A 24,809-nucleotide genomic window follows, 5' to 3' on the forward strand; every position below is an offset into this window, starting at 1 on the left:
GTTGATCTAATTTTCTCATTAACATTTATTTATAAAAAAAACAGGTACAATATAAGTACCTGCCACCCCCCTCAGTAACGGACTCAGGTATTCTAATGCATAGAAAAACAAACTGTATTCTTACACTCGAACTCAGCTTTACAATAACAACTCATCTGATTTGTAAATTGAAAATTCTTGGTATTAACTACAGAATCTTTCATATGCATGTTACCTCTCCTTCGCATTCCCTATTAAAGTTATATGTTTATATGCTTTGAATTATAATCTTATCTGATTAAGTTGTCAATCTTTTTTTTATTTTTTATTATCTCTCAACGTATCACTGGTTTTCAGCCAATAGGCAGAATAAAGAAAAACCAGAGATGCAAAAACAGAATATTCTGCTTTACTCCTCTGGTTTATGATTCTAACAGTCAAATCACATGGCCTTTGCCATCAAAAGCGCCTCATCAATGCAACCCGCCAGGTTCTCTCTCCCCACGGACTCCAAAAATCCCGCCCGCTCCATCATGGACATAGGCTGGTCATTAACATGGGATAAAATAAGGGTCACATGCTTTTTCTTTAAATTGTGATACAGTTTTTCCAGGCTTTTTAAAGCCGTTGCATCCATTGCCGGAACACTTCTCATCCTAAGAATCATAACCCGTTTCCCCTCCTCAATAATCAGTTGGGAAATCTTTTCCGCAGCGCCAAAGAACATGGGACCGCTTACCTCAAAGACTGCAACATGCTTTGGCACAGGTTTTAAGTCTATGGATTCGCTGCTGTTTTCTTCATCCTCTAAGTACTTCCAGCTGCTTACTTCTGTCACATCAGCCATACGTTTCATAAACAGCAGGGAAGCAAATAAAATTCCGACTGCAATGGCTGTTACAAGATCAAATGCAACAGTAAATACAAAGGTCACAAGCAGCACGGACCAGTCGCTTTTGGGAGCTGTCTTCACGATGGAAAGAAAGACTCTCCACTCACTCATGTTATAAGCTACTATAAAAAGAATAGCTGCGATAGCCGGCATGGGAATTAACGCCGCATAAGGCATTAAAAATACTAAAACCAGAAGAAGCATCACTGCATGAACCATGCCTGCTACAGGCGTTCTTCCGCCGTTTTTTATGTTTGCAGCAGTTCTTGCTATGGCTCCAGTGGCTGGAATTCCGCCAAAAAGAGCGGAACAGATATTACCGGCTCCCTGGGCAACCAGCTCCATATTGGAATTATGTCTGCTTCCTACCATTCCGTCTGCAACTACGCAGGACAATAAGGATTCTACCGCTGCCAGAACCGCTATGGTCGCTGCATCCGGCATTACCTTTTGTACCATGGCAAGAGAAAATACAGGAAGATGAAAGGTGGGAAGTTCCGATGATATGGTGTATAAATCCCCGATGGTATTTACCGGAAGATGAAACACTTTTACCAGACCCGCCGTAAGGATGACGGCAATCAGTGACGGCGGTATGGTCTTAAAAAATCTGGGCCATACAACTAAAACGATGAGGGCTGTAAATCCCACTGCAAGAGCCATGGGATTGAGCGTACCAATGCTGTGTACCACCTCACTGACTTTTCCGAGAGTTTCGATTGGGGCATGCCCAAAGGTAAGTCCCATAAAATCCTTGATCTGGCCAATGAATATAGTAACAGCGATTCCTGTGGTAAATCCTGTGGTAATGGTATATGGAATAAAGCGGATCAGGCTTCCCATCCGCAAAAATCCCATGATAAGCAGAAAAATTCCTGCCAGAATGGTTGCCATAACCAACCCGTCAAAGCCGTTTTTCGCTGCAATCCCTGCCACGATAGATGCAAATGCAGCGGTGGGGCCTGCAATCTGAACCTTGCTTCCTCCCAGAAAAGAGATCACAAAACCGGCTGTAATGGCGGTGTAAAGCCCCTGCTCCGGTGTAACACCGCTTGCTAATGCCAGGGCAATGGAAAGCGGAAGGGCAATAATCGCTACAATGATTCCGGATACGAAGTCTTTCAAAAACTGTTCCTTCGTATAATGCTTCATTGATAAAAAAAACTGAGGTACCAAATCTTTCATTTCTTCATCCTCTGTCTATTATAAAATTTTTATAAACTTTTTATAATATAACGTTCCAGATAAAAGAAAGCAAGTTTATTTTTCATGTTCTTTAAATAGTACATACAGGTTCATCTTAAACTATGGGCTGCCAGCACCTCTAACCCTTTCTCGTCAAGAAGCTCTACGGTCCCTCTTGTTACCTTCACCAGACTCTCTCCCTGGAACAGACGAAGCAAACGGGTTACCACCTCTCTGGCAGTGCCTAAATGGCGTGCGATCTGCTCATGGGTAATGGAAAGCTCCAACGTATCATTCAGCCTGCACTCTTCCAGTAAGAATGCAGCCAGTCTTCCATCCATCTTTTTGTTCATCACCTGATCCATCAGCCACATCACATCGGAGAATCTGGATGCCATCAGTTCATTGGTGAAGTTTGAGACTACGGCTGATTCTTCCATTAAATCACGATAGATATCAGCTGGAATCTGGAACACTACTGTATCCTGTTCTGCTTCCACAGTTACATCAAACTGGATGTTCTTCACCATACAGGACCCGGAGAACAGACAGATATCCCGTTCAAACAGCCGGTATAAAGTCAGTTCCCGTCCTTCATCCGATATGGTAAACACTCTTAACTGACCTTCTGTTACAAGAAGAAAACCGCTGCACTCATCGGATTCCCCGTGTACCAGCATTCCCTTTTCAAATCTTATTTTTTTCGATTTTGATGACAGCTTTTCTCTTTGTTTCTCTGTAAGTTTGTTCCAAAAAGGAAGATAATCTCCCAGTGTCATAGTATCAAACCTCCCTGTATTGATAGGTGTGGAAATATAATCTCATCGTTATGATCAAACAATTGAAAAAATTCCTCATAGCTCATTGTACCTGATTTTAACTGTTCTGCCATGATAAGCAGATTTGCGGAATTCACTGCTGCCCCTTTGATACCGGAACGCATGGAGATATGGTTTAATCTGTCTTTAAAACCTCCGGTAAATTCTCCGGACAGGAAGGCAAAGCGAAATGTTTTCACTCCCTCATCAAAGATGTTCCACCAGCAGTTGGGATTAATCAGCTCACTTCGTTCCTTATTCTCTTCTATATATCGGTACATCTCATCAGCTTGCTTGATGGGAAGGGAATATCCCTTTCCATAAGCCTTGTTGTCGATGATCAGACCGTTGTTTTCGTAGTAAATGCAGACATCCGGCTTTCTGGTATCTCCAAGTCTTCCTCCAAGAAAGGACAACTCCGCAGTAAGAAGCTGGGCTGTCTGAATCTCATAATCCCGGTCGGAGGTGCCGTCAAAGCCTAAATCCAGCAGAATTAAATACTTATGGTCCACATGTGACAAGTAGGATCGTAAATAATCCTTCAGTATGGATACCTGGGATTTTACTGGAATGAAAGACTGGGTTTCCGGAAATAAAAGTCCCGTAATTTCATCTGTAATCCGGTATGTATCTCTGGTCTTTTGGACCTGCAGCCCGATATTTTCCAGACTCTTGATATCATCAAGTATGGTTTCTGCCTCTTCCTCTATCCCCTTCTGTCTTAAATACTCCTGAATCTGCATAGGGGTGAGGGGTGACTTTTCCAGACACAATATGATATGGGCCCGCCGGTTTCTTAAGTATTCCCGGTCTGCTGCCTTGGTCGCCAGCATATCCCACATCACCCGCTTAGGTACTTTTTTGTATCTGGATACTCCTGTTATATGATTGCATATGGTTCTTCCCTTCAGTGTCAGCTGATACGACTGGGGAATTACCTCTGTATCTTCCTTGTGTCCGTACAGGCCGGGTATCTCTTTTGGAACTTTCCTTATCCAGCCTACAAAAATCAGCCAGCTGCAAATGGTTCTGACGTACTTGTCGCTGGTTCCTTCCGTATCCTGAAGCAGCTTTGTCTTTTCTTCCTTCTCTTCTGCTGCCGCAAGTCCCTCTAAAATCATAGACTGTGGAATGGAAGTAAAACCAGCTTCTCCAATAAAACCAAGCCTGGCACCTATCTCGAATTTGGTCATATGACCTTCCTTCATCAGAAGGGACAGCACTCTGCATACCGGAGGGTAGGAAAGAAGCGCATCTTTTAATACATCTTCTTCCTCTTTGCTTCCAGCATCTGTTTTTGCATACTGCCTTCCTAAATCAGATAAAGAGCATTCATCAGACGTCCTGTCATAGTCCAGAAAGCCAAGACTGACTGCCCATCTTAAAAAGGAATCAGCCGGCCAGTCAGACTGATATTCTTTTCTCTGCCCAGGCAAAACCGCCTGTATGATACCGGAACAGGGCGCGTTGCTTCTGGTATACCCTTTTGGTGTTCCTTTTCCTTTTAGATGGGTATAGGGAATGCGGATTTTCTCCTGGTCCAGTTCTTTTATAAACTCTTCTCTTTTGTCTTCTTCCTGAATGAGTCTTGGAATTTTATCCGTTTTCAGCAGCCGGTTTATATTGGAATCCGGTACAAATACGGATACCACATTTTTTAAATTGTCCAGGGTATAGGCTTCCTGTACCCAGCCAAATGTTCTCTCAGCCACGATTCATTCCTCACTGTAGTTTTCTTACAGTATAGCATAGGAAGCACAGATAGGCAAAATATTTTGGACTGCTTCAGCATGCAGCAAACGGAAAGACCCCGTTACTTTCTCATAACCAACATGGCAATGAGGAAGAAACGAGGCCAGGAACAGGTTGTTATTCGCAACAGCCGCAGTCTGCCGGCGTGATTGTTCCACGTGCACAGAGTACTTCAATCTCAACTCCGGCATTCATCGGAAGAGCTGCAACCTGCACACAGGAACGGGTTGAATAGGGTATTTTCATTGCCTTAATTACATCGGTTTACAGCATGGTAGACATGATAATGGTCGGGCAATACCACGGACCCTCTGGCTCTGCAGCCATGGCGGTAATCGCTCCTGTTTGGAATATTCTCTATAGTTTTGGTCTGCTTACGGGAATCGGAGGCTCTATATTATTCAGTACAAGCCGGGGGAAATGCCATAATTCTGAACGTGGAAATGAATATTTTTCAGCAGCGGTGATTTTTACGGCTTTATTGTCTGCAATCCTCTGGATCTCTCTGATATTTTTTGAGGATCAGCTGCTGCTTTTATTTGGTGCAGATCATACCTTGCTCCCCCTGGCAAAAAAATACTTAATCCCAATAAAATATACGGTTCCAGTATTTCTCTTTACTCAGATGCTTTCTGCTTTTTTACGTAATGATTCAAACCCAGGACTGGCTACAAAAGCTGTCATGCTGGGAGGAATAATTAATATAGCGGGAGATTATTTACTTGTATTCACGTTTGATTTGGGTATATTGGGAGCCGGTATTGCAACAGCTTTCAGTGCAAGCATAACACTGATTGTTATGCTGACACATTTTTTTAATAGCAGACATTCACTTAAGCTGATACGACCAACCCAGTTATACGCAAAGGCAAGGCAGATTTTTACAGCTGGCTTTTCCACATTTTTTATTGACATTGCAATGGGGATACTGACAATGCTGTTTAATCGTCAGATTATGAGATATTCAGGAACAGATGCACTTGCAAGTCTATGGCGTCATTGTTAATATCAGTACATTTGTGCAATGCTGCGCTTATGGTGTCGGTCAGGCAGCTCAGCCAATTCTATCCATTAATTATGGTGCACAAAAGCAGGATCGAATTCGCAAGCTGCTGCGTTACAGTTTTATTACTGTTGCAGTTGTAAGCTGTGTGTGGATTACATTAACCATGTCAATTCCCAATACGTTTGTACGATTCTTTATGGCACCCACAGAATCTGTTCTTAAGATTGCTCCGTTGATTATCCGTTGCTATTGCTTATCATTTTTGCTGTTGCCATTTAATGTTTTTTCGACATACTATTTTCAGTCAGTAATGAAACCGGGAATTTCATTTATAATTTCACTTTCACGGGGTGTTCTTATCAGCGGAACTCTTATCATGCTCCTTCCGGTATTCTTTGGAAGTGATGCATTGTGGGCAGCTATGCCTGTAACAGAGCTTGTTGTCGCATTCTATATCATTTACTGCATGATGAATACCGCAAGAGAATCAACTGGCAATGTATTAAATTAATTAACAGGGATCCGGACAGGGAAAGAAGAAGAGGATTACGTTTCCTCTTCTTCTTTATGTTCGGCCCCAATGGGTCTTACTGTTATTCCGTTGATCTCCACATGCTCACTGATCCCGATCACGATACAGGGACGCCCCTCAATCATGCGGTTTTCCACAAGATAGGTCTTATCCGGGGCCACCTTGATACTCACATCCGTGGTCTTGATTTCAAAGCTTCTTGCATTGACAATATTGGAGGCGAGAAATCCGGAATTTTTCTCCTGTTCATCCTGGGTAAACCGCTGTTCTAATTCCTCAAGCTTTTCCTGGGAAGCACCGTTGTTCTCCAACAGCTTTTTCATCTGATATTTATCAATGGTAAAGGGTGCCGGTTCGTCCTTTGTCTCTTCCAGCATTTCATTGATGGTATCATGAATGTTCTTTACCGTCTCAAAATCGCAGTTCTCTCCCAGAGTTTCCTCAATGATCGTCTGAAAGGTTTCTTTCTGGCTCTTTGCTGTCATTGGAATCACACAGCCTAACAATTCATCGATGAGACGCTCCGGCAGCAGCTCCGGATTCTTGGAATAATAGACAAGTCCATGAATATCCGTATTGCGGTCTGTAAATGCCGGGAATAAAAAGCCGGTTTCGGGAGCTTCCACAATCCAGTCTCTGTTTCTGTTCTCAATTACATTGGCCTGGGAATTATAACAAAGGCCTGCTTTTGACAGCTTCACCGGACAGATGGTACACTGAATAAATTCATATACAAAATCGGATGCATCATACATCTCGATTCCATCCGAAGATCTCGCCGGTATGTCATAGGCACAGTGAATCAGGATTATGTAATAATTCTCACCGTAATCATAGCTTGCTATCACCTTATCGTAAAATTCCTCAATGAGGCCGTCATCCTTTAACTGGCTGTCCCTTAATTTTAACAGAAAATTCTGGGTTCCTCCCTCTTCTTCCGTATGGAGAGGGAATTCCATATTCACCAGATTTTTTCCCAGTGTACCGGAAAGGGCACTTTTAAAAATGGTAAAATATTTAAATGCTTCTTCTTCCGGAAGAGATAGAAATGCCTCTTTTAATTCTGTCCGTTTGTTCTTTTCTGCATCTACATAGCAGCCGCAAATCCGGCTGATGGTGCAGTTTGCCGGGGTAAAAAGCTTTTTTAATTCACTTGCTTCTTTCTTGTTCATGAAGGTACTCTCCTGTTTCCTTGGATATGACCAAAAAGCCCACGGACCAAAGGTCTGTGAGCTTTTTAATTCTATTTATTTCTCTGCTTTCCACAATCCGTGAAGATTGCAGTACTCATAGGCTGCCACAACCTCGTCGCCTTCACACATCATGAATTTTGCAACTGGTTTGTCACCAGGATTTAAGATCTTTCTCTGGTTGCCCATCTTTGTCTCTAATACGATCCAGCCAATGAAATGTTCAGGCAGCATGGGATGCTCTACAGAACCAACCGTAACCGTAACGCTCTGACCATCAATTTCAATAACCGGCACATGTTTCTCAGTGGCTGCATCTGTGGTATTGGCTTTCATCTCCTGCATGTTGTCTCCGCAACAGGTAATTGTACCGCCTTTTTCTTCTACAACCGCTACAATATTTCCGCAATGATTACACTTTAAAAACTTCATGTGAATACCCTCCTTTTTCTTATGACTGCTGTGATTTTGCATGGTAATTATACCATAAATCCCACAATCTTACAACAAAATCCTCCTCTATCCGATTGACCAGTTCTGACTCTGATTCTGTAAGTCCGTCATATGACGGTAGATTCCGCCTTTCCTGTATAGAACCTGGGGACTCCCCTCTTCAGCCACTTTGCCGTCTTTTAATACCACTATTTTATCTGCCTGGGCAACTGTTCTCATCCGGTGGGCGATAATCAGAACGGTCTTATTCCGAATCAGGTTTGATATGGCGCTCTGTATGAGAGATTCGTTCTCCACATCAAGGGAAGCTGTGGCTTCATCAAGTATAATCACTGATGCATCTTTTAATAACGCCCTTGCAATGGACAGCCGCTGTCGCTCTCCACCAGAAAGTGCTGACCCATTTTCACCGATCCTGGTCTGAAAACCTTCCGGCAGCCGGTGAATAAAATCCATGCATTGAGCCGCTTTCGCTGCTTCCATGACTTCTTTGTCAGTTGCATCCTTTCTGCCGATCCTGATATTTTCCATAACTGTATTGTTAAAAAGCATCACATCCTGAAATACCACAGAGATATGTTTTAAGAGATATTCCGGATCAATCCCCTTTACATCCATTCCCCCAATGGTAACGCTTCCTTTTTCCACATCCCAGAAACGTGCTGCCAGTCTTGCGGCCGTACTTTTTCCGCCGCCGGAAGGGCCAACCAGAGCGGTAACCTGCCCCTGTCTGGCGCAAAAGGAAATATCCTCCAACACGGTTTCATTCTGATGATAGGAAAATCCCACATGATCATACACAATATCATATCCACCCAGTACCCTGATTTCTTCCCCTTCCTGTACCGGTTCCTCCTCAATGGCTCTCATTCGTTCCACCTGCAGCAGAGTGGAATAGACAGCCGATAAATTATTTAAGCAGCCGGTGAGGGGACCGTAGATACGGGTAGCTGCAACCATGAACATAAGAAATACCATGAGATCCAGCTTTCTCTCTGTCATGAGAAATGCACCCGTAAGAACAGTTGTTGCCATTCCAAGGCGTAATACCATCTGGGAGGCCGTCACAAAGCTGCCGTTTAATACTTCCATTCGGACAGTTCCTTTCTCCACCGCAATGATTTTTGAAACCAGATCCTTTAAATACGTTTCCCGCTGGTTATTGGCTTTTATATCCTGAATATTTTCTATACACTCCTGAATTCCATCGGAAGCTGCCAGTTTTTTCTGTTTTTCCTTCCGTTCCATTCGGTCAATGAGAGGTCTGGTGCCCGCTGATAGCATAAATGCTGCAGGAATTACCCATAAAAGTGCCAGTGCCATTTTCACATCCAGGAAAAACATTCCCAGTCCCACTAAGGCAGTGGAAAGCAGGGCTCCCATAAGTTCTGGTATAAAGTGGGAAAATGCAGTCTCCATCCAGGCGCAGTCCCCCATTATGGTAGTTGTTAAATCTGCCAGATCTCTTTTACCAAAGAAAGACAGCGGAATCTTTCTTAATTTCTCCGCCAGCCGAATACGCAAATTAGCGCTTTCCTGATACGAAGCGAGAAAGGTTTTATTATACTGTATATATTGAAGGATAAAAATAAGAATCAGAAAGAGCAGACTAAGCCCCATAAATCCCAAAATCCCTATCTGTACTCCCTTTCCTCCTGTTACAGGCATCAGCAGTTTCTCAAGAAAAAGAATTAAAAGTCCCATGGGAAAAATAAGTCCCAGATTTGCCGCTGCGCAGGCAAATACTGCCTTAGTCAGATCTTTCCCTCCCTGTTCACTAAGAGCAAACCGTCTCTGTAAATACTTACTCATGTTTTTCACCTACTTTCCAAGAAACTGAGGTCTGATAGTCCTTCCACATAGCAGCATACAGCCCCTGTTTCTGAATCAGTTCCTCATGATTTCCTTCTTCTTCGATCCGTCCCTGATTCATCACTAAAATCTTGTCTGCACCGCGGACAGTGGAAAGACGGTGGGCAATCATTAAAACTGTCTTCCCTTTCACCAGAGTTTCAAATGCTTTCTGGATCTGATATTCATTGTCAGGATCAGCAAATGCCGTGGCTTCATCAAGAAGAACAATGGGGGCATTCTTTAACACAGCTCTTGCTATGGCGATTCTCTGGCATTCTCCGCCTGATAAGTAAATGCCTCTGGTCCCCACCACAGTCTCATACCCATCGGGGAATTTGTCAATAATGTCCTGACAGCAGGCTGCTTTTACCGCCTGTTCCACTTCTTTTTTTGTTGCTTCCGGCCTTGCAGCACGGATATTATTAAGTATGGTATCTTTAAAAAGATGGCTGTCCTGGAAAACAAAGCTGATCTTCTCCATCAGTTTTTCCGTATTCATTTCCCTGATATCGACTCCGCCCACACAGATACTTCCGCTGTCAACGTCATAAAAACGGGGAATAAGACTGGCTGCCGTGGTCTTTCCTCCACCCGAAGGTCCCACAATTGCCACAGTGGCGCCCTGGGGTATTTTAAACGATACATTATGCAAAGCGGCCTCCTTTCCTTTTTCATAGGAAAAGGTAACGTTCTTAAATTCCACGGATGAATCTTTCGGAATTCCCCCGTGTTCCGGTTCTTTTAACGGCGGTTCTTCTATTATAAGCATCACCCTGTTTAAGGCATCCTTTGCTTTTAACGTATTCTCACTGGTCCACATGATTTTATCCATCATGGTAACGCAGACCGGTGTAAACAAAACATAAAACAGAATGTCCAGAACCACTTTGAGATAAGAAGTTCCATAGCTTAAATCTGCGGTCAGAACAAGACCTGCCGGAATTAGAAAAGCAAAAATACCATTGATGCTTACAGTATAGGCACACATGGGAATCCGCAAAGAAACGGTATAGTTGACTGCCCAGTTTTTATAACGTAATATGGACTCATGAAAGTTTTTAAAGGAAAAAATACTCTGTTGAAATGTTTTTACAACCGGAATTCCTCTCACATATTCCACGGCCTCATTGTTCATATCCTCCAGTGCATTCTGGTACTGTGCCATGGAATTTTCCATATCTCCCATCAGCATTCGGGTCAAAACAAAAAGCCCTGCTGCCATAGGCAATAAACTGATCAGTCCAAATCTCCAGTCAAAAAATAACAGGAGAAATAAAACAGCCACTGGTGTCACCATTGCACCCGCCAGATCGGGAAGCTGGTGAGCCAGATAAGTCTCGGTCTGTCCGGCTCCGTCGTCAATGATCCGGCGCAGTTTTCCACTGCCCATACGTTTGACATAACCCACAGGCAGCTTTGTTAAATGATGAAGTGCAACTGTCTTCATATTTCTGGCTGTACGGAATGCGGACAAATGGGTGCACAAAAGTGCGCCGAAATAAATCAGCATACTGCCAAGTGCTGCCCCAACAGCATACCAGCCATAAGTGATCATCTCTCCTGCTGCCCGGACATCCGGCCAGGCGGTAACTGCAGCTTTTACCGCCTTCCACATAAATACATAGGGAAACAGCCCGATTACGGCACTGATTCCGGACAGAAGGCACCCCAGCCACGTTAAATATTTGTAATTCCCTGCAAATGTAAGGAGCGTGACCTTTCCGGTAACCGGAAGTTCTGTCATCAGATTCTTTTTTTCTTCCACCTTTTTTCCTCCTCTGACTGATTTTAATCAGTCATTAGTTAGTTTAAGCTAATTCTTATTCAAAATAATATGGAGCATTATAGCCCCATAATTTTTTTCCAGCCCGCATGCTGGAAGGTTCCAAGTACCAGCCCATAAGACAGAGCCTTCTCTCTGGGAACATCATGAGCTACAAACTCCCAGAGCTGTTGGAAAAACGACCGTGCTAAAATATGAATGATGGTGCTGTCTATCTCCATGACATCATGCCCCAATTCCTTCATTGCCTTTACAAACTCCCAGGTTGAGGCTTCTTCAATCTCCGTCAGCTCACTTAAATAACTGTCACAGTATTCTTTGCTGCTTTTACAGAAGATCAGTTTAAACAGATCAAAGCGGTCATAAACATAATTCACCATCCATGGAACAGTTTCATCGGAAATCACATCAAGGGCTTCCGCCTGCTTTTCCGGAGGCTGCGCGGCAAAATCCACATGCATCGCTTTGTATTTTTCCATCAGTCCGTCTGCTGCATCTCCGGTCAATTCCTCGAAAAGCGCCTCCTTGCCCGGAAAATACCCATAAATCGCTCCTGTTGTCACACAGGCCTCTTTTGCAATCCGTCTTAAGGAAGCACCTTCATAACCACACTTTAAAAATTCCTGTTTCCCCGCTTCCAGGATAGCGAGGCGTGTATCATTTCCATTTCCCTGAGTACTCATTTATTCTCCTTTATAACACTGTTATATAACGATGTTATTATCATACAAAAAATGCAGGGCGTCAACACGCCCTGCCGGTTATTTTTTCTCAATAACGAACATTTCTTCTCTCATGGGTGAAAATTATCATCTGTCAGATCTAAACCTGACCGCCTTCCACTACCAGATTCTCCGGATCGATTTCATCTCCGTATACAGGTTCTAAGGTTTCTTTATAATCCTGATGGAAGAACTGCTCCCCTGCTAAAGCTTTAATTTCCCCATTCAGCCATTCTAAAAGTTCCGTATTGCCTTTCTGCACTGCAGGAGCAATGGTGTCAAGATTTCCGATGGATTCAATTCCTACCGTAAATCCCTTGTTTTGAATCGCCCATGCAAGAACTTCCGTATTGTCTGTGGAGAATGCATCCCCTCTTCCGTCGGCAAGAGCATCATATGCCTCCTGGTACTCATCGAACTTTAACAGCTTTACTTCCGGGTGATTCTGGGAGAAATAAGTCTCTGCAGTCGTGCCTTTTACTACAATTAAGGTTTTATCTTTTAACTGGGAAACATCAGAGATCAGAGCCTTATCCGGTGATACCACTCCCAGCGCAACCTTCATGTAAGGAAGTGCAAAATCTACCTGTTCTTTTCTTTCATCAGTCACTGTAAAATTAGCGAGTATGACATCAACTTTGGCAGATTTTAAGTATTCCACACGGCTTGCTGCTTCCACATAGACAAATTCCACCTTATCCTCACTGCCAAACAAATCTTTTGCAATTCTTTTTCCAAAGTAAACATCATATCCCTGGATCTTACCGTTGGAATCCACATATCCAAATGGATTCTTATCGCTAAACACTCCGATGCGGATGGTACCGGCTTTCTTAATATCATCAAGAGTTCTGGCTTTTGCTGAGGGAGAAGCCTCCTGTGCCGGTGCTCCTGCCGGTGCTTTTGCCTGACTGCAGCCTGCTAAAAGCCCCGCTGCCATGGTAATTCCAAGTAATGCACTTAATAATCCCTTTTTCATAAATAATATCCTCCTTTTCTATCGAGCTTCATAATGAAACATATTTAAAAATTGCTTTGCTCTCTCTGTTTGGGGAGAGTTAAAAAACTCCTCCGGACTTCCTTCTTCTACGACTACACCCTGATCCATAAACAAAACCCGGTCTGCAACTGCTTTTGCAAATTCCATCTCATGGGTTACAATCACCATTGTCATTCCCTCTCTTGCAAGCTCCAGCACTACCTGCAGAACTTCCCGGACCATCTCCGGGTCCAAAGCAGCCGTTATCTCATCCAGGAGAAGGATCTCCGGATGCATCATAAGCGCCCGCACTATGGCAACTCTCTGTTTTTGCCCACCTGACAGCTGTCTGGGATAGACATTTGTTTTGTCTGACAGACCGACCCGTTTTAAAAGTTCCTCAGCCTCTTTTGTCACTTCTGATCTTTCCCTCTTTTGAACCTTAATGGGAGCCAGAAGTATATTATCAAGAATGGTCAGATGAGGAAATAAATCATAGCTTTGAAATACCATTCCAATTTTTTGCCTCAACTCATAAACATCTTTATTCGCCCTGTCAATGACACGGTCTTTAAAACGAATGGTGCCGGAATCCACTGGCTCCAGCATGTTTAAACATCGTAAAAAGGTGCTTTTTCCGCAGCCGGAAGGGCCAATTATTACAAACACTTCTCCCTTTTTCAGGGAAAATGTAATATCGTTTAGTACCTTTAATCCATTTTCATAGGACTTATTCAGCTGCTCCGTTTTTAAAATTTCTTCCACATTCATAATCAATCCCTCAATTTCTTATCTAACAGAGCCGCTGCCCTGGAAAATGGATAACAGACTGCAAAATACATGATAAAGATAACGCCGTAAACCCAAAGAGCTGCATCCGGAACTGTATAGCGGGAGGCGTCAATAATCTGCTTTCCCACCTTAACCACTTCAATTACGCCGATCAGAACCACTAACGATGTGGTCTTAACCATTCTTGTCAGAAGATTCATCATGGAAGGTAAAAGCCGGCGAATGGTCTGGGATATGATGATATGGCGGTAAACGCCTATCTTACCAAAGCCAAGGGCGTAACCGCTTTGATACTGATGAACAGGTATGGACTCCAGTGCACTTCGGACTAAATCTCCCATCTCGGCAGTTCCCCAGAAGGTGAATACCAGCACTGCGGCGGTTCCTCCTGATAAATTCACATTTAAATGCTTTGCTGCTCCAAAATAAACAAGAAACAAAAGTACCAGCTGGGGCATAATCCGTACTGTCTCAAGATACAGACGGCATAGAAAACGTACGGGCCTTTTCGTGCTGGTCATTACCATGCCAAACAGCATCCCCAGGCAGACAGAAAAAAACATTGATATAACCGCAAGCTTTAGTGAAACCCACAAACCTTCCCACAGCCTTAAAAAGTTATTTCCCTGAAACAGGATCTGAATTCCCAAATTCTGCATACCGCACCCTCCTTTCCAATAAGGTACAAAAAGCGGATACTGGCAGAAGAATCAGTAAATACGAGATGACCAGCATAAAAAGTGCTTCGTCTGTCTTATAGTAAATACCAATCAGATCCTTTGCCACAAACATAAGATCTGCAAGAGCAACTGCGCTGAATACAGATGTTTCCTTTATCAGGAAAATGATATTGGCACAGAAGACCGGAACGGAAGTTGCAATCGCCTGGGGAAGTATAATGAAACGGAATATCTGAAGCCCCGTCATACCCAGGCTTAAACCGGAATCTGTCTGGATCTTTGGAATCTGTTCAATTCCGGTACGGAATGCTTCTGCCATATAACTTCCTCCAAGGAAAGCCAGACCTGTAATGGCGCAAGTCTCTGAACTTAATACAATTCCAATCTTAGGCAGACCGAAATACAGGAAAAACAGCTGGATTAACAAGGGTGTATTTCTTGATATTTCTATGTACCCGTTCACAATGGCTGTTAATACCGGTATTTTAAAAATCTTTACCAGACTGCACAGCAGACCGATCACAACTGACAGTAAAATTCCAAAAAATGCAATGGTCAGTGTTAAGACTGCGGCACTGGCGTAAAGCGGCGCATACGCACGTATAAATTCAAAGTCCATATTGGTATCTCCTTTGATTTCATGAAAAAAGGAAGCAGATGAACGCCCATCTGCCCCCTTTTTTCCATGTCTGGTCTGTCACAGGAATTTGCAGGAAATCAGATATTCATATGCGCACTGGAAAAAACCGTATCTCTTCTTGCGAAGCATCTACAGCAAAAACAACACAGCCTCATATTTTCCCGTACAACCATAAATAAATGATTCATTTTTATTCTCCCTATAAACATACTATTTATATATGTATAATACTATGATGAAAACTATTTGTCAATTATTTTTTAACGGAAATTGACTGGCACAAAAAAATACCCTGATAAGCAGCTATCAGCTGTTTATCAGGGCACCTCTTATTCATTTAGAAAGAATTTAAAGCTGGTCACTTGCATCAGAAAGCTGGAATTGCATAATCAGCTCTTTTAACATCTGCATCTGGCTTAACAATTCTTCGCTGGTAGCAGCGCTTTCTTCTGCTGTCGCTGAGTTAGACTGGGTAACCATGGAAATCTTTAGCATACCGTCTTCTAACTGGGCCACGCTGTCCGACTGTCTCTTTAATGACTGGGATACCTTGGATACAAGTGTATCAATTGTATTGGTCTGCTCCACAATTTTTTCAAATACTTCAGCAGTGGACTCTGTGTTTCGTTTTCCCTGGGCAACGGATTCCATGGTGCTGTGGATTAAATCAGTAGTCTGCTTTGCAGCATCTGCACTTTTTCCAGCCAGCTCTCTCACCTCATCTGCAACAACGGAAAATCCTTTTCCTGCTTCCCCTGCACGGGCTGCCTCTATGGCGGCATTTAATGCCAGAATATTGGTCTGGAATGCAATATCATCAATAATATGTATGATCTCCTGGATCTTTTTGGAGGAAGAATCAATGCTTGCCATGGATTCCTGCAGCTTCTTCATCTCCTCATCTCCCTGTCTGGTCTCAAGAATTGCTGACTCCGTCATATCCTTAATAGTAAGGGAATACTGGGCATTATCCTTTATGTGACCGGAGACCGTCTCCAGAGATGAAACTAAGCTCTCTGTGGTCGCCGCCTGCTCCGTGGAATTGGCAGCCAGATTCTGTCCTCCCAAAGCGACCTGGGCGGAGCTTGCACCAACCTGTTCTGCTGAACAGGCGATGTTTTTCAATGTGGCGTTAAGGGAATACAGGATCTTATTAAGGGCTGTCTGAATGGGAACAAAATCTCCCATGTACTCCACCGAACTGGTAACCGTCAGATCATTATTAGACACAGCATTCAGCACATGGGAAATATCCATGATATAAGAACGAAGCTCTCTGATGGTATTGTGAAGTGCAAGAATCAGGCGGGCGCTTTCATCTTTTCCTTTGGTAAGTTCCACATCATCCTGTAAATCGCCATGAGCCAGACGCTCAATGCGCTTAGTTGCCTCAAGAATCGGCTTCGTGATCCGCTGTGCAAAGACTCTTATAATCAGAATGGATATTGCAAGAAGAATCAGACCGGTAATCACACTCATCAGCAGAGTAAAGCGGACATTTCCTTCAATCTGAGTCAATGGAGTCGTCACAGCCACGGACCAGCCCTCCGGACCACTAAGAGGAGTATATCCCACCAGACGGCGGACCCCGTTGTAATAACTGAATCCCGTATCTGTCTTCCCATCCATCATGGCCTTAAAAATCTTAGCGGTTGGCTCATATGAGGAATCCTGCTTTGCCATTTCAAAGTAATCTTTCGGATTACTTACGTTGCCGGCATCCGGATGAATCACAGTTTTTCCTTCCTTATCTACCACAAATGCATATCCGCTTTCTCCAATTTTAATCTTTGTCAGTTCATCGCTGAACGCTTTATAGGGGAGAAGACCGTAAAGCACTTTTCCAGTGCTGCCAATAGGAGCTCCGATATAAAATACTAAATTATTATCTTCCTTGACAAACGGACTGGAAATATAAGTTACTCCGCTGGCTGCCTGCTTAAAAAACTCCTGATCTCCAATCTGGTCTCCTTTATCATTGTTCCCATTGGAATCAGCGATAGTAATATAAGCAAACCCGGCTGCCTGTGCTTCTTCTTCCAGAAGACGCTTCTGCTCTGCTGCAGAAGTTTTTCCGTCTGTTAAAAAACTCTTTGATGCAGTAATCTTAATCTGGTTCCGGTAGATGTCAAGTACAGAATCAATTCCCTGCTGATAGGATGCCGCCAGATAGGATGAATTTTTCTTTGCTTCTGCAAGAGAACTCTGATAATTAAAAATAGAAGTGATCGCAGTTAAAAACCCTACTGTTAAAACCAATAACGATGAAACAAAAACTATAAGCTTGCTTTTTAAGTATTTCATAAATACTTACGCCTCCTCCGTTAAATAATCCGGAAAGTAAACATCTTGGTGCTTTAAATCTCCGGAGCAAAAAAGAGGGAGATTACTCCCCCTTCTTTTTTACATCCAGTATATTCCTTTTTTTCAAATGTGTCAAAATGGTTTTACAATTTTCGACAAAATTATTGATAATATCTATCAACAATGGAGGAAAATCATCTGATTTAATACTTGTCGCTGCTATAATCAATCGTTGCAGAGGTCACAAAAGCAGGACTCTCATACCGGTTTATTACAGGTTCACCGTCACTAAGACTGAATTTTCCAACTTCCTGGTTGAGCATTTCTGCCTGTGCCGCCATCTCTTCACTGGAAGCTGAACTTTCTTCGGCAGTTGCGGCATTGGTCTGAACGACGGAGGACACCTGGGTAAGACCCTGGTTAATCTCTTCAATGGCCAGAACCTGACTGGATGAGGCCTCTGAGATCTCATGAATGGCAGAAACCGCTAAAGATGCTTTTTCGGATACGACTTTTAAAATCACAGCTGTTTCCGATGCATATTTTTCTCCATCTGTAATTCTGTTAACAGACTGTTCAATCAGTTCTGCCGTCTGTCTTGCAGCCTCAGAAGATTTGGTTGCAAGATTGCGGACTTCATCTGCCACCACTGCAAACCCCTTTCCCGCACTTCCCGCTCTGGCAGATTCAACTGCCGCATTGAGAGCAAGTATATTGGTCTGAAACGCAATATCTTCAATTACCTTTGTAATGCTGGAAATTTTATGAGAGGAAGCTCCGATCTCTTTCATCGTATCATTGAGTTTCTGCATATGTATGTTTCCTTCATTTACACCATCCCCTGCTTCCCGGACGTAAACAGTGGCCTTTTCCACATTCCCGGCATTCTGTTCTGCCTGTCTGGCCACACCTGTCACAGAGGCGTTTAACTCTTCTATGGTAGCAGCCTGCTCGGTGGCACCGGAAGCAAGCGCCTGAGCACCGGAAGATACCTGTTCGGCTCCGGTGTGAACCTGCTGGGCAGCCGTACGAATGGTAAGCAGTGTCTGATTTAAATCATTTTTAATCCGTTCCAGTGCAAGTCCCAGGACATCACCTTCTGATCTTACGGGAACTTCCCGGGTAAAATCACCCCGGCTGATGTTCTCTGCTGCAGCAGTCTGGCTGCGGATGCTCTCTAACATACGTTTAAAAGAATCTGCCAGTTTTCCTGTCTCATCCTCTGAATCAATGTCACCCAGATTCGCATCTGTATAACCCAGTGAGATTCTGTCTGCTGCTTCCACAACATGACCAATTGGCTCACTGATCATCTTAGAAATCCTCATTCCAAGATATATGGCTGCGGCTGCTCCCATGATTACGAAAGCGATCAGAATAAAAGAGGCAAATGCGGCAGTCCGGTCATTATTTTCACTGGTGGAACGGATTCCGTCCATACGGTTGCTGATCAGGGTATTAAAGTCATCATAAATGGTCTGAATCTGATCAGAACTCTCTGTAAGTGCGGCAGATGACGTTTTCTGATTTCCTCCCTTAGCAGCCTCCAGGCACTTTAATACTGCTGGATCGTAAATATCCGTAAACAGTTTTACACCCTCGTCAATAATTCCATGAGATTCTGAATCTGCCGGATCAATGGATTTTTTGTATGCTGCTGCATGATTTAAAAATTCTTCTTTTTTTGTCTTATAGTTTTGCTCCAGTTCACTTAGTTTCTGGCTGTCTCCTGTCTGGATCACCATATCTCTGGAATCAGATTTTATCTGGTATAAGTTCTCGATGGCAAGAATCAAATCATTCATGGGAGCAGTTTTTACCTGATACATGTAAGTATCCATTGCATCAATGCGCGCCATACCAAGGAGACCCACTGCACCAACTAAAAGCATGATAAAAGTAACGGTCAGGAACCCTGTAATGAGTTTTTTTGAAATACTGTAGTTTTTAAATTTTTTCATATGTATCCTCTCATTAGTAATATTCTCAGCTAAGTTTAAATCTTCCCACTTCATCCCGAAGTGTCTGTGCCTGAGCTGCCAGTTCCTCACTGGAAGCAGAGCTTTCCTCTGCAGTTGCAGCATTGGATTGTACCACTGATGATACCTGACTGAGAGCCTGGTACATCTGTATTGCTGCTTCCGCCTGTGATTTGGAGGAAGCTTCAATTTCTCCAATAACCCTTTCTACAAAACCAGAGTTTACCGCAACTTCATTTAATGTTTCTGCAGTAATAACCACCAGTTTCTCTCCCTTTAATACGGTTTCTGAAGAATGTACAATAATGGCAGCCGTCTGGCCGGCTGCTTCGGCTGACTTTTCAGCAAGATTACGGACTTCATCCGCTACTACTGCAAATCCCTTTCCTGCTTCTCCTGCCCTTGCAGCTTCCACCGCTGCATTCAGCGCAAGAATATTGGTCTGGAAAGCAATGTCTTCAATTACTTTTGTAATGCTGTTTATTTTATCGGAAGAGCTGCTGATCTCCCTCATAGCTGAGCTTAACTGTTCCATAAATTCATTACTCTTTAAAAGTCCCTGTGACGATACTAAAACGGAACCCGCAGCTTTCTTTACCAGCTCTAAATTCTGTTGTGCCTGATCAGACATTGATTCAATGGAAGCACTTAATTCTTCAATGGTTGCCGCCTGCTCCGCGGAACCGGAGGCCAGGGTCTGAGCTCCCTGAGATACCTGATCTGCTCCGATTCCCACCTCATCAGCACTGGACTGAATGAGCTTTAACGTCCTGTTTAAAGACTGGGAAATGGTTAAAAGCGCTTCTTTTACCGGAGCAAACTCACCTTTATAATCCTGATGAAGCTCTATCTGCATATTCCCATCAGCCATTACCTGAAGCACCTGAGTGATCTCATGGATATATCCGATATACCTGTTTAACTGGACCACGGTGCGGTTAAGTGCAAGAGCCATCTGTCCTGTTTCATCATTGGAGCTTACATCTGCCGATATATCCAGTCTGCCGTCTGCAATCAGGTTGGCCGTTTTCGTCAGCTTTTTAAGAGGTGCAACAATCATATTGGAAATAATCAGAACCATGACGATTACCACAAGTAATGCAACCGCAAAAACTCCGATCATGGATGCCGCAATCGCCCTGTATCCCTCATAAAACTCTTTTACCGGAAGTCCTGCGGCTACGGTCCAGCCCGTATCCCCTACTTTACGTACATATCCTTCCACTTCCGACTGATTTGAAGTAAAGGACTGAAATCCTTCTGTGGAAGAAGAAAGGGCATCTTTCATGTTCTGGGAAATATTAAGATCTGCTATCTTTTTATTTACCATATCCTTGTCCGGATGAAAGATTACCTGTCCCTCTTTTGAAGTCAGTATGTAAAATCCGGTTTCTCCAAGCTGGTATGAACCAATTGTTTTTACCAATCCATCAAGAGTAAAGTCAATTCCTACCGCTCCGATGATTTCTTTCCCATCTGCCGCAAAGACAGGTGCTATAATACTTACAATCTGAGCCTTGGTAGCAAAATCCTCAAAAGGCTCTGTCATAATGGTACTACCGGAATTCACAAGAAGCTGATACCACGGACGTTCTTTCACACGATAGGTCTGATCTGAAACAAAGCCATCTGACTGTGCCAGCTGGCTGGAATCAATATCTGCAACCCAGAATGCTACCACGGATTCCTTATCCTTCTCATATGACCGAACCATAGTCTGTTTGATATCATCAAATCCGGGTGCTGAAGATATATTGGTTCCAGGCTTTAGATCCTGAAAGAACTTTTGAAATGCGGTTGTGTCTGACAGCTGACCGGCTTTATGTTTGTATTGATTAAAATAACCTTCCATCTCCTCAGCCGCTGCCTGTGTTCTTGCAGTCAGTTCTTTTTCCGTCATTTCTTCCACACTGGATTTAACCAGAAACAAGATGACAGCACCTACAATGCAAAAAGACAAAATGACAGGGATTCCAACAAAAAAAAGTATTTTAGTCAGCAGACTTTTTAAACCATATTTGTGAACCTTTTTCCCGCTTTTTTCAGAAGTATGCTCCGACATAGTTTTCTCCTTTTTTTCAACTTATTTCTGGGCGTTCAGGCTTCATTTAATCTGGTTTTTTTTTAAAATTACTGCAAAACCGTGATTGAAGTTAATGTATAAAATGCACGCCTGTAATAGTCGCAGTATACTTGATACTGCGTAATGTCAGAGAAAACCCTTTTATTATCAGCATATTTTATGAGCCGGACGCGTAGAATGACGGAATTAAAATATATTTCTATGTATAGATATAAATTTTTTCAATACATTTATTCTCTGTTTCTCACATAAAACTTTTAATTAAAATGACCAATGATTTGACGGCTTAACTAAATGTTTTTAATAAAACGACCCAGATCAGGCTTGAAATCGCTGCAATAATTTTGTTAATATACATATTTCTACATAATATACTAATATTTGACAAATAATTTCGTGTGATGTATAATAAAAATATATTATATTTTCACAAATTTTCACCACGCAGTATCAAGTATACTGCGCCATTTTTGTACATTATGTCCAATTAAACTATTAAAAAAATATGTAATCAATGCTGCCATATTTAGACGTAAAAATAGCCTGCAAACTGTAAATTTTAAGTTTGCAGGCTATTTTTACGTCAAATTAAATAATCCAGAAATTTTCGTTACATACAATCCGTCGGAACGTTTCGAATTTAGACCATTTATTATGAAAAGCGATTTTATTATCAGCTCCCAGATCATTAAATTCACGAAGACAGTCTGACAAATCTTCTTTGGAACTGATTTTTAAGGCAAAGCCTCTTTCATCAAGTATTGGTAATCCCGAATAACTATAATCATCAAGGCTTATGATATCCAGGATTGTTTGATTACGCACAAGTACTGCCACGGAGTCATCCAAAGATATTACATCAAAAAAGTCGGGATAATGGAAGCTGTCTCCCGAAACAGAAACGACGTCGCCCTGACGATAGGTGGTCTCTTTTGTCTTCTGTCTGGAGAGGAAGGCATTTTCCAGGTTAAAATAGAATTCTTCAAAAATATATCCGCCTGCCCGTAATCCGCCTTTTTCAAAGTATGGTTTTTCGTCGCCGTTTTCCACCTGCTCCACCACTCCGCAGGCTGATGTCATATGGCTGATCCGGTCTATTAAAATCAGCTCTCCCAGTGTTTTATTTTTTTTAAATTCATCAACCGGTATCCGTTGGGAAAATTCAAGCAGACAGGACGCAATTTCATTTTTACCAATCTCATCAGCAGGTAAATGCTCTCCTGTATTAATATCCACCTGGTACTCAATACGTTTGACCACTGCAGGAAGCATTCTTGTTCCCAGTTTCAGCAGATAATCGTTTCCTTCCTTAAGCGGCACTTCATCCATCCATAAGATGGAAGCTTTCACTTCTTTGCTTACAGGCAGATGATCCTGATCAGTCAGAACGTTTCCCCGGCTCACATCTACTTCTCTGTCAAGCTGTATGGTAACTGCCTGACCCACGGCCGCCTGGTCAGCGGACCGGTCTCCCACCAGGATGCTCTTTACTTTTGCAGTTTCATTTCCCGGAAGTACCGTAAGGCTTTGTCCCACCGTGACGGTTCCTGATTCCACCTGGCCCTGAAATCCGCGAAATTCATGGTCAGGCCTGCACACTCTCTGTACTGGCATATAAAAACCGTTTCCAGCATCCTCAGTAACCTCTGTCTGTTCCAGGCAGGATAGGAGGGTAACTCCCTGATACCAGGGCATATGATCTGATTTTACAGTTACATTATCCCCTTCCGTAGCGCTGACAGGAATAATCGTTACATGTTTTAAAGACAAATCCTCAGTAAGAACCCTGATGCTCCGGCTGATCTCATCAAATCGTTCCTGGCTGTAATCTGCCAAATCCATCTTATTCACTGCAAAGATGAAATGACGGATTCCCATAAGGGAACAGATTCTTAAGTGGCGTCTGGTCTGTACCAGAACCCCCTGCTTCGCATCCACCAGAATGATTGCCAGCTGGGCGAAAGAAGCTCCTACCGCCATGTTTCTTGTATATTCTTCGTGTCCCGGTGTATCCGCAACAATAAAGCTTCGCTTCTCCGTTGTAAAATACCGGTATGCCACATCAATGGTAATTCCCTGCTCCCTCTCTGCCATCAGACCGTCTAAAAGAAGGGAATAATCAATCTCACCGCCTCTGGAACCCACCTTACTGTCAAGCAGCAGCGCTTTTTCCTGGTCTGCATACAGCAGCTTGGAATCGTAGAGTATATGACCGATCAAAGTGGATTTTCCATCATCCACACTTCCGCAAGTAATAAATTTCAGCAATCCGTTCATCAGAAATAGCCCTCCCTTTTTCTCTTTTCCATACTGGCGGCTCCGCCGTCTTTGTCAATCACCCGGCTGGTCCGTTCTGATTCTACGGAACTTAACGTTTCATCAATGATCTGATCAATGGTAACCGCCTCTGAAAGAACGCCGCCGGAAAGGGGATAACAGCCCAGCGTCCGGAAACGAACCTTTTTAAGCTGGGGAACCTCTCCGGGATATAGCCTCATACGGTCATCGTCCACCATAATAATATCATCATCCCGATAAACCACTGGCCTTTCCGCTGCAAAATACAATGGAACAATGGGGATATTCTCCTGTTTTATGTACTGCCAGATGTCCTTTTCCGTCCAGTTGGAAATAGGAAATACCCGGATGCTCTCTCCTTTATAAATTTCTGTGTTGTAGAGCTTCCACATCTCCGGTCTCTGGTTTTTAGGATCCCAGGCGTGAGCAGCATTCCGAAAGGAGAAGATCCGTTCCTTTGCCCTGCTTTTTTCCTCATCCCGTCTGCCTCCGCCAAAAGCTGCAGTAAATCCATACTTATTTAATGCCTGCTTTAATGCCTGTGTTTTCATGATATCAGTATAGGAAGAACCGTGGTCAAATGGATTGATTCCCCGTGCGACGCCGTCTTCATTAATATATTCCAGCAGCTCAATTCCCAGTTCCTTCGCTGTTCTGTCCCGGAATTCAATCATTTCTTTAAACTTCCAGGTGGTGTTCACATGGAGAAATGGGAAAGGCGGTTTTTCCGGATAAAAAGCCTTTAGCGCCAGATGAAGCATGACGGAACTGTCCTTTCCAATGGAATAGAGCATAACCGGCTTCTCACACTGGGCGGCTACCTCTCTGATAATATATATTGCCTCTGCTTCCAATTCATCCAGATGGGTTAATCTGCTCATAATCATC

At 43.1% G+C, this 24,809-nt stretch carries 20 protein-coding genes; 2 read left to right on the plus strand and 18 right to left on the minus strand.

What is annotated here, in order from left to right:
- Positions 1–421: 421 nt before the first annotated feature.
- The 4 genes from ABS301_RS01145 to ABS301_RS01160 all read right to left on the minus strand — a co-directional run bounded on the left by ABS301_RS01145 (position 422) and on the right by ABS301_RS01160 (position 4,872).
- On the minus strand, positions 422–2,056 hold the full coding sequence (locus ABS301_RS01145) for a SulP family inorganic anion transporter (RefSeq protein ID WP_349670439.1): 1,635 nt from the start codon (positions 2,054–2,056) through the stop codon (positions 422–424).
- A gap of 110 nt (positions 2,057–2,166) precedes the next feature.
- Positions 2,167–2,835 (minus strand): Crp/Fnr family transcriptional regulator, encoded by a 669-nt coding sequence (locus ABS301_RS01150; protein WP_349670440.1) that lies wholly within the window; start codon positions 2,833–2,835, stop codon positions 2,167–2,169.
- The gene (locus tag ABS301_RS01155) at positions 2,832–4,586 is read right to left on the minus strand and encodes a restriction endonuclease FokI C-terminal domain-containing protein (RefSeq protein WP_349670441.1); all 1,755 of its coding nucleotides are present in this window, start codon (positions 4,584–4,586) and stop codon (positions 2,832–2,834) included. The genes ABS301_RS01150 and ABS301_RS01155 overlap by 4 nt, the downstream gene beginning before the upstream one ends.
- A gap of 157 nt (positions 4,587–4,743) precedes the next feature.
- Positions 4,744–4,872, minus strand: a complete 129-nt coding sequence (locus tag ABS301_RS01160) for a RidA family protein (RefSeq protein ID WP_349670442.1) — start codon at positions 4,870–4,872, stop codon at positions 4,744–4,746.
- 34 nt (positions 4,873–4,906) lie between these two features.
- On the opposite strand from ABS301_RS01160, the gene ABS301_RS01165 reads away from it, so the two are divergent.
- Together ABS301_RS01165 and ABS301_RS01170 are read left to right on the plus strand one after the other, a co-directional pair.
- Positions 4,907–5,632: an MATE family efflux transporter gene (locus tag ABS301_RS01165; RefSeq protein WP_349670443.1), complete on the plus strand. Its 726-nt coding sequence runs from the start codon at positions 4,907–4,909 to the stop codon at positions 5,630–5,632.
- Positions 5,607–6,143, plus strand: coding sequence for an MATE family efflux transporter (locus ABS301_RS01170; protein WP_349670444.1), 537 nt, complete (start codon positions 5,607–5,609; stop codon positions 6,141–6,143). Before ABS301_RS01165 ends, ABS301_RS01170 begins: the two co-directional genes overlap by 26 nt.
- Positions 6,144–6,178: 35 nt before the next feature.
- Here ABS301_RS01170 and ABS301_RS01175 read toward each other — a convergent pair whose 3' ends face one another.
- The 14 genes from ABS301_RS01175 to cysD form a co-directional block, all read right to left on the minus strand.
- On the minus strand, positions 6,179–7,336 hold the full coding sequence (locus ABS301_RS01175; RefSeq protein ID WP_349670445.1) for a DUF4317 domain-containing protein: 1,158 nt from the start codon (positions 7,334–7,336) through the stop codon (positions 6,179–6,181).
- A gap of 75 nt (positions 7,337–7,411) precedes the next feature.
- Positions 7,412–7,786 (minus strand): desulfoferrodoxin family protein, encoded by a 375-nt coding sequence (locus tag ABS301_RS01180; protein WP_277408111.1) that lies wholly within the window; start codon positions 7,784–7,786, stop codon positions 7,412–7,414.
- An 87-nt stretch (positions 7,787–7,873) separates the two neighbouring features.
- Entirely contained in the window at positions 7,874–9,619 is a 1,746-nt protein-coding gene (locus ABS301_RS01185; RefSeq protein ID WP_349670446.1) for an ABC transporter ATP-binding protein, read from the minus strand.
- Positions 9,612–11,405: an ABC transporter ATP-binding protein gene (locus tag ABS301_RS01190; protein ID WP_349670891.1), complete on the minus strand. Its 1,794-nt coding sequence runs from the start codon at positions 11,403–11,405 to the stop codon at positions 9,612–9,614. The genes ABS301_RS01185 and ABS301_RS01190 overlap by 8 nt, the downstream gene beginning before the upstream one ends.
- Before the next feature lie 98 nt (positions 11,406–11,503).
- Complete coding sequence (locus tag ABS301_RS01195) at positions 11,504–12,127, minus strand: TetR/AcrR family transcriptional regulator (protein ID WP_349670447.1); 624 nt, start codon at positions 12,125–12,127, stop codon at positions 11,504–11,506.
- A 139-nt stretch (positions 12,128–12,266) separates the two neighbouring features.
- Complete coding sequence (locus tag ABS301_RS01200) at positions 12,267–13,145, minus strand: cysteine ABC transporter substrate-binding protein (protein ID WP_349670448.1); 879 nt, start codon at positions 13,143–13,145, stop codon at positions 12,267–12,269.
- 18 nt (positions 13,146–13,163) lie between these two features.
- Complete coding sequence (locus ABS301_RS01205; protein ID WP_349670449.1) at positions 13,164–13,916, minus strand: amino acid ABC transporter ATP-binding protein; 753 nt, start codon at positions 13,914–13,916, stop codon at positions 13,164–13,166.
- 2 nt (positions 13,917–13,918) lie between these two features.
- Positions 13,919–14,596 (minus strand): amino acid ABC transporter permease, encoded by a 678-nt coding sequence (locus tag ABS301_RS01210; protein WP_349670450.1) that lies wholly within the window; start codon positions 14,594–14,596, stop codon positions 13,919–13,921.
- Positions 14,556–15,236 (minus strand): amino acid ABC transporter permease, encoded by a 681-nt coding sequence (locus tag ABS301_RS01215; protein WP_349670451.1) that lies wholly within the window; start codon positions 15,234–15,236, stop codon positions 14,556–14,558. Before ABS301_RS01215 ends, ABS301_RS01210 begins: the two co-directional genes overlap by 41 nt.
- Positions 15,237–15,605: 369 nt before the next feature.
- Positions 15,606–17,561: a methyl-accepting chemotaxis protein gene (locus tag ABS301_RS01220; RefSeq protein ID WP_349670452.1), complete on the minus strand. Its 1,956-nt coding sequence runs from the start codon at positions 17,559–17,561 to the stop codon at positions 15,606–15,608.
- Positions 17,562–17,764: 203 nt separating this feature from the next.
- Entirely contained in the window at positions 17,765–19,522 is a 1,758-nt protein-coding gene (locus tag ABS301_RS01225; protein WP_349670453.1) for a methyl-accepting chemotaxis protein, read from the minus strand.
- 25 nt (positions 19,523–19,547) lie between these two features.
- Positions 19,548–21,602 (minus strand): methyl-accepting chemotaxis protein, encoded by a 2,055-nt coding sequence (locus ABS301_RS01230; protein WP_349670454.1) that lies wholly within the window; start codon positions 21,600–21,602, stop codon positions 19,548–19,550.
- 609 nt (positions 21,603–22,211) lie between these two features.
- Positions 22,212–23,900: a sulfate adenylyltransferase subunit 1 gene (locus ABS301_RS01235; RefSeq protein WP_349670455.1), complete on the minus strand. Its 1,689-nt coding sequence runs from the start codon at positions 23,898–23,900 to the stop codon at positions 22,212–22,214.
- Positions 23,900–24,802, minus strand: a complete 903-nt coding sequence (gene cysD / locus ABS301_RS01240; RefSeq protein WP_349670456.1) for a sulfate adenylyltransferase subunit CysD — start codon at positions 24,800–24,802, stop codon at positions 23,900–23,902. The genes ABS301_RS01235 and cysD overlap by 1 nt, the downstream gene beginning before the upstream one ends.
- Positions 24,803–24,809: the final 7 nt, after the last annotated feature.

Source organism: Lacrimispora sp. (genome assembly GCF_031982545.1).
GTDB lineage: Bacteria > Bacillota > Clostridia > Lachnospirales > Lachnospiraceae > Lacrimispora.